This is a genomic window from Mucilaginibacter sp. (assembly GCF_036383575.1).
In the GTDB taxonomy this organism is placed as follows: domain Bacteria; phylum Bacteroidota; class Bacteroidia; order Sphingobacteriales; family Sphingobacteriaceae; genus Mucilaginibacter.
Genome location: NZ_DASVOB010000077.1, coordinates 1 through 7063, shown reverse-complemented (window position 1 = coordinate 7063; position 7063 = coordinate 1). Strand labels below are relative to the sequence as shown.

7 protein-coding genes are annotated in these 7063 nt (G+C 40.4%); 4 read left to right on the top strand and 3 right to left on the bottom strand.

Features of this window, described 5'->3' with window-relative positions:
- Positions 1 to 1395 (top strand): hypothetical protein (locus VF500_RS02795; RefSeq protein WP_330858214.1); only part of this gene is annotated, 1395 nt, incomplete at its 5' end.
- Here VF500_RS02795 and VF500_RS02790 read toward each other — a convergent pair.
- Entirely contained in the window at positions 1385 to 1951 is a 567-nt protein-coding gene (locus VF500_RS02790) for a DUF892 family protein (protein ID WP_330858213.1), read from the bottom strand. The two genes, VF500_RS02795 and VF500_RS02790, sit on opposite strands and share 11 nt — an antisense overlap.
- Positions 1952 to 2624: 673 nt before the next feature.
- Here VF500_RS02790 and VF500_RS02785 point away from each other — a divergent pair.
- Both VF500_RS02785 and VF500_RS02780 read left to right on the top strand, forming a co-directional pair.
- On the top strand, positions 2625 to 3140 hold the full coding sequence (locus VF500_RS02785; RefSeq protein WP_330858212.1) for a hypothetical protein: 516 nt from the start codon (positions 2625 to 2627) through the stop codon (positions 3138 to 3140).
- A 133-nt stretch (positions 3141 to 3273) separates the two neighbouring features.
- Positions 3274 to 5457 (top strand): TonB-dependent receptor family protein, encoded by a 2184-nt coding sequence (locus tag VF500_RS02780; RefSeq protein ID WP_330858211.1) that lies wholly within the window; start codon positions 3274 to 3276, stop codon positions 5455 to 5457.
- Between the two features lie 138 nt (positions 5458 to 5595).
- On the opposite strand, the gene VF500_RS02775 is transcribed toward VF500_RS02780, so the two are convergent.
- Positions 5596 to 5964 carry a response regulator gene (locus VF500_RS02775; RefSeq protein ID WP_330858210.1) on the bottom strand — a complete coding sequence of 123 codons (369 nt, stop codon included), beginning with the start codon at positions 5962 to 5964 and terminating at the stop codon, positions 5596 to 5598.
- Positions 5965 to 6096: 132 nt separating this feature from the next.
- Positions 6097 to 6678: a thymidine kinase gene (locus VF500_RS02770; protein WP_121233589.1), complete on the bottom strand. Its 582-nt coding sequence runs from the start codon at positions 6676 to 6678 to the stop codon at positions 6097 to 6099.
- Positions 6679 to 6751: 73 nt separating this feature from the next.
- Between VF500_RS02770 and VF500_RS02765 the strand changes: the two genes are divergently transcribed.
- Positions 6752 to 7063, top strand: a 312-nt coding sequence (locus VF500_RS02765) for a hypothetical protein (protein ID WP_414688561.1), incomplete at its 3' end; no start/stop codon positions are given.

Below are 7063 nucleotides of genomic sequence, written 5' to 3'. Positions count from 1 at the left end.
GCCGATAAAATATATTTGATCCAGGCCATTGTTGAGCAAATGGATTTTGAGAAAGGGATATTTGAGGCAAGCAAACTTGAGCTTATCAATATTATAAAACATTATAATCACGCCTACCTTGAACTGTTGAGTATCGGTTTTATCCGCGAGCATAATACCAGTCGCGATTTTGAATATAAAACATCAATTGAGTTTAGTAATGATCATTTTTTTGAGTTTTCAATAACCAAATATCTCCTGCATAGAAATGGTAATCTTTTTGATACCGACCTCATCAATACCATTAACAAGTATTTTACCGGCGAGCGGAAGTTATCCATATTGAAATGGAGTATTATTTATGCCATCAAAAGCGGGCAGCAGGAAAGTTTCCAGCTTTTATCACAAACACGCCTTACAACCAACGAAAAATCCGACCTGATCATTTTTCTGGGTGATTTACTTGAAAAAGAATTTAGCACCTTAAAGGATACCGAAACGCTGGTGCAGTATTTTAAGCAGGATTGCGGCGATGAGCTGTTTGATTATTTGTTTGGTTTAGAGTTTATTAACCACGATTATGCCAAAACCCTGCACACCCTGCTTAAGTTTGAACTTTCGGAGAAAAAGAAGATCCTGGTTTATACTGGCCTGGCTACGATAAGCGTGCTGGGGCTTGAAATGAACAAACTTGAAGAGTATCTTAAAGTAATGAGCGGTTTCGGTGCGGTAAGTTATTACGAGTTTTCAGTTAATCCTTTAAAATGCATCAATACAATTTACCAATACCTTAAATACGGCATTATTAATAAGGAGTTTTTTAAAGAGCTTACACGGTTTTACTTTCGCCCACCATTGCAGCTTGAAGGTTCTGCCACCAATGACCTGGTGTTTTTGTTAGCGGCGCATACTTTAAGAATCTGTAATGAGCCTTTAAAAACGCTGCGTTTTATTGCGGTGCTCGAAAAATATTATCGCCCTGTTACTAATGCTGCTTGTGTATACAACTTTTTTTTAAACCGGATAAAAACAGAGGAATACCTGGCATTGGGCCAAATTAAAAAGGCGATGTTATTATATTTTGAGCTGGATGAAGCTTACAGGCAAACGGAAGAAGCTTTTACCCCGTTGATGATCACATCATACAATTGCATTAAGATAATAGTAAGTTTTAATAACAGGCAGCTTTCCTTAACAGATGATACTTTTGAAGAGTGGGCAAACCTTATTATTAACGAAATGGATTACAAGCTATTAAGGGTATATATGCTGGCCTTTTTGTTAAGAAATCAGCATGCAGTTAAACACCCGTCTGAGCGGGTGTATAAGCATATTAATTATATGTTTTTAAAAACAATGAGCGAAAGCGGTTTACGTGCCGATATATTTTTAAAACAGAACAGCTTTATAAGTTAATGGCGGCCTTTTGGTCGTTATTATATTTATCTATAATAAAATTGTAAAGTGTGCGCTTAATTTCTGAGTGATTTAAATACTTATCTAAAAAGAGGGTTATTGGCTCGCTGCTTGTTTCAATAGCCGTTAATTGTAACAGCTGTATTGAATTTCTCTCTACATTTTCAATGTTTTGCAGGTACGAAAGGACACACATATCACGCAGTAATTCGTCATCGCCTTGCTGATGTATGGCTGTAAATTCATCTTCAAGCAGGGAGATCAGGCTACTGCAGTTGTCAAATGAATACCGCTTCTGAAGCTGCACATAGATATCATCCATAATGGCAATGCGCTTTTCGGTTTCGTCAATGGTTTCTCTTATCGGGCCGTTAAGGTCTTTAAAACTGCTGGTGCCTAAAATTTCCAAAAGGCGTTCGGCCAGGTGCGCATTGGCACAATAGATCCTGTTAAGGTGTTCTGTTAAAAAACTTGTCAACTTATCTGACGCCCATTGTGTTGGATAGGGGGGAACCGTACCGGGTGTTTTCTTTTTCATTAAATCGTGATCAGTCATGGTTAACTAATGCCGCTGTGCATTAAATCTTTGTTTAAAAGCTTTAGGCTTGTAAACAGAGGAATGAATTATTGATCGAAAACAACTGACCAGATGAACCGGTTTTTAAAGTAATTTGAGCAATTTGCTCATTGTGCTAAAGTTATTTCTTTTTGCCTAAAACGACAAAGTTTTATACAATATTCATTCTTTTAAATGCGGTCAATAAAAAATAAACAATTTGTTTATCTCTATTAGTTATCAGGACATTTTAAAAAAAATAAATCTACGTGACGCAGTTCAAAATGCGTACCGATTTTGTTACGGTGATGTAAAATTTACAATCGTAACATATAAGTTACCATTTCTCTGTGCTTTTTACTGGTAACGACATTCTTATTTCGTTGCAATTATAAAAATGTAATTATAGCCTATGTGCTGTTTGCATATCTATACACGTTAACTATACATTTACAAAGTGTATAAACACCATAAATGAAGATTAAGTATCTTAAATAGGCTTTGTTTCGATATAATTATGCATTTATTCAGAATATATCCAGAATTAATTACCCCGGGTTTATTTTTTTTAACGCATAAATTATTATATCGTTGAAATTTTATGTAGCATTGTTATGTTTAGAATGATTATTGATTGAAAAAGACCTTCGCCATAGTAATGCTAATTACTCATATGCTCAATTTACTTGGGTATATGGCGCTTAATCAATATTTTACTAACAAATCTAACGGAATAATAGCCCGGGAAATAGCCAAAGGCAAATACAATTCCCGCGATCTGATTGAAATTAAGATCAAGCAAAACCTGCCCTTTATACATGATTGGGATAGCTATGTAAATATTTCCGGGCAGTTGCAGCTGGATGGTGTTGCGTACAATTATGTAAAGCTTAGGGTTACCCGTGATACGGTTTATGTTCAATGTATCCCCAATTATGAAACTACAAAGCTGCTGAACGAAAATGTGATCTGCGCTAAAAAGCTGAACAATGCACCCATCAGCAAACGCACACATGAATCATCGGAAAAGAAACTGGGCAGCGACGCAAAATATAACTGCCCCGAAATTTCATACTCTTTTATAAAACCTGCGGAGCCTGTTCAGCCTCCCGGTACATTTATCTATATCAGCATGCCTGATGCTTTTGTATCCGTTGGCGGCCAGCCTCCGGAAATGGCGCTTGCCTGAATTTATACCTGATAATTAATCTGTTCCCTCAACTTTAATGACATGCATTATTTGCATTGCAATGTGCTGTGCGTATGCATTGGTCATGGTTGTACCTGGACAGTATACCCCTAATCTATTTTAATTTGAATAAATGAATACTCTTTATAAGATTTCATTATCCGCACTGTTTATGTGTTGCGGTGGCCTTGCCCATGCGCAGCATAAAAGCGTTAAAGATACCCTTCAGCTTGATAGCGTTATAATTAAAGAAAGCAGGCTTAAGTATCTGCCCAATGTATCCGGTACCAACATTTTTGCCGGTAAAAAAACCTTTGTTATTTTCCTTGATGCGGGTAAAGCAAATTTGGCCAATAACAATGCCCGTATGACATTTGCCAAAGTACCCGGCGTTAACATTTGGGAGATGGATGGTGTCGGTTTGCAGATCAACATTGGTACCCGCGGCACAGATACCCATCGCTCTATCGAAACCAATATCAGGCAAAATGGCTATAATACCAATTCAGATATGTTTGGCTATCCTGAAAATCACTACAATGTGCCATTCCAGGCTATAAGTGAAATCCAGATAGTACGTGGTTCGGCGGCATTGCAGTTTGGCAGTCAATTTGGCGGTATGGTTAACTTTAAGCTTAAGGAGGGTGACAGCACCAAAGTGTTTGGTTTTGAAAGTGAGCAATCGGCGGGTTCAAACAGGTTTTTCAATTCGTACAACGCTATTGGCGGTAAAGTGGGTAAGGTTAGTTATTATGCTTTTTACAGCGCCCGAACCGGCGATGGCTGGCGGCCCGATGCTGCTTTTAATTCACGCGCTTACTACGCCAATATCAAATACCAGTTTAATGAAAAGGGAAGTTTGGCTTTCCAGTTTTCACGGTCTGATTACAGGCAGCAGATAGCAGGCGGTTTAACCGATGCACAGTTTGACGCCAATAACCGTCAGTCAACCCGTACACGTAATTTTTTTAACCCGGAAATTAACATCCCGGCATTATTGTTCAATTATCAGTTTGATAAGGATACCCGGCTGGAAGTTACTTCACATGTATTATTTGGCCAGCGTAACAGTGTACAATTCATTAACACGGGCAACATCCCGGATACGGTTAATACGAGCCTGAAAACATTTAACCCACGCCAGGTTGACCGCGATTATTACGCCGGTTTTACTACCGAGGCCCGTTTGCTGCATAATTATAAGTTGGGCGATCTTAAGAGTTCCTTCACGGCAGGTGTAAGGTTTTTTGAAGAAACTACTAAACGTAAGCAAAAAGGTACGGGTACCGTTGGTTCTGATTTTGACCTGAGCCTGGTTAAAAATTATGGTATCGACTTAAAACTTCATACTTTAAACTACGCCGCCTTTGCCGAAAACATGTTCCAGGTAACGCAGGCATTTACAGTTACACCGGGCGTTAGGTTTGAACAGATCAATACCACAAACACAGGGGTTATCGTAAACCGTACCGTGCCGGTAAGCTATAAGGACAAGCGCAACTTCCCGCTGTTTGGCACAGGCTTGCAATATCAGCTGGCTAACGGAAGCCAATTCTATGGCAACATTTCGCAGGCTTACCGTCCTTATATTTATGCAGCTGTTACCCCGGCCGATCAGTTAACCATTATCGATCCTAACATTAAAGACAGCAAAGGCTATGATGCCGACCTGGGTTACCGTGGTCATATCAGCACTGCGTTTAGTTTTGATGTTAACGCCTTCTATGTTTACTACGGCAACAGGGCAGGTACCTTAACCCAAACCGATGCCAATAATGTAACCCATCTTTACATGACCAATATTGGCAACGGCGTAGCCAAAGGTATTGAAGCTTTTACCGAGGTTTCACTGATCCGTTCGTTTGATAGGTCGGCGGGGAGTGATCTCCGTTTATTCAACTCATTGTCGTACACACATGGCTGTTATACCAGTGGTTCTATAAACCAAAACGGTAAAAATGTAAGTCTGAAGGATAATCACCTTGAAGGTACTCCTGACTGGATAGATCGTGCCGGTTTAACATTTTTAAGCGGGCATGTAAGCAGTACCCTGCAATACAGCTATGTGGGCAAAAGCTTCAGCGATGCCAATAACACAACTTTTAATGCCACCGGCGCTACCGGTATTGTGCCATCTTATCATTTGTTCGACTGGGCTTTCAATTATAGTTTCCTGAAAAATTACCACCTGACAGCCAACGTAAACAATATTTTTAATGCTAAATATTTTACCCGCCGCATTAACATGTACCCAGGCCCGGGCATTTTACCGGCCGACGGGCGTGCATTTAACATTGGTTTTGGGGTGAAGATTTAGGCCTCACCTAAATCCTCTCCAAAGGAGAGGACTTTGAAAATGCTTTAAGCTCCTCTCCTTTGGAGAGGGGTTGGGGTGAGGCAAAAACGGCCCTTCAAATTAATGGAGGGCCGTTTTATTTATACTGATAAGAGTTGCTTACTTGATGTGCTTTTTTACGATCTCTGAAAGTGATGTCAGGTCAAAGGGTTTGGCAAGATAGCCATCGGCATTCCCGGCTTTGGCTATTTCCTTAATATTGCTTACTGCCGAAATAATGACCACAGGGATGTGGCTGGTAGCCGGATCGTCCTTTATTCTTTTACTTAGTTGTTGCCCGTTGGCGTCGCTGGTCCAGTCGGTAAGCCAGTTGTCAAGCAAAATCAGGTCAGGGTTAATAGTGGTAAGGTTGCTCAGGATGCGGGCATTGTCGGATTGTATTACTTCGTAACCTTCTTCCTCCAATACATACACCACTGTATCGCGGATATCTTTATCGTCCTCTATAACTAAAACCTTTTTGGCCATAAGTTTAATTGCTATATATTTTATTCAAGCCCCTGTGTTTTAGAGCTACTTTGTTTAAATATATAACAATCAAATACCCGGTATTTGTTTTACTTATAGTATTAAATAAAAAATATATTATTTAATGAAATGTTAACCTGCAACTGTGTTGTAGCAGGCACGGCAGCGGGGCTCATAGCTTTCCTTTTCGCCCAACAATATTTTTGAATTATCATGCACTAAACGGTACGAGTATTGGGCAGGGTTACCGCACCTCACGCAAACGGCCTGCAGCTTGGTTACCGATTCGGCAATGGCCATAATGTTTGGCATGGAGCCGAAGGGGCGACCCTTAAAATCCATATCCAGGCCGGCTACAATTACACGTACACCGCGGTTGGCCAGCACGGTACATACTTCCGGGAGCTCATCGTCAAAAAACTGGGCTTCATCAACACCTATTACATGCGCGTCACTGGCTAACAATAAAATAGCCGAAGCGCTATCAACCGGGGTTGAAGTTATTTTGTTGGCATTATGCGAAATAATGGCTTCTTCACCATAACGGGTATCAGCTTTTGGGCTAAAAATCTCCACCTTAAGTTTGGCTATACGGGCGCGGTTAAGCCTTCTGATCAGCTCTTCGGTTTTGCCCGAAAACATTGATCCGCAGATAACCTCTATACTGCCGCCTAACTCACTTTTACGCCTGAAAACCTCTTCGTGATATACCATTTATGACTTTTATAGTCGGCAAATATCAGAATTTAATCCTACTTTTGATAAGCATTTTCCTAACATTGAGGCCATGAAGCAAATGGATGTATTTAAAAAGATAGGTGGGATTTTAAAAGAGCTTAATGATCAATACGACTACCTTGCAGCTGATCCCAGCGAACTAAACGAGCTCGAATTAGAGCTTTTTGTAGCCAACGCCCATTTTTTAAAAGACCATGCCGAAATTTTGCGCCGTATCAACGAGCGTGCGGTAACTCCTGCACCACATGCAGAAAAAACCGAACCTGTAATTGAGCAGCCAAAGACGGTAACCCCGCCTGCGCCTGCACCGGTAACACCACCGCCTGCAAAGCAGGAAGCCCTGTATGAGCAACGCTTTTTT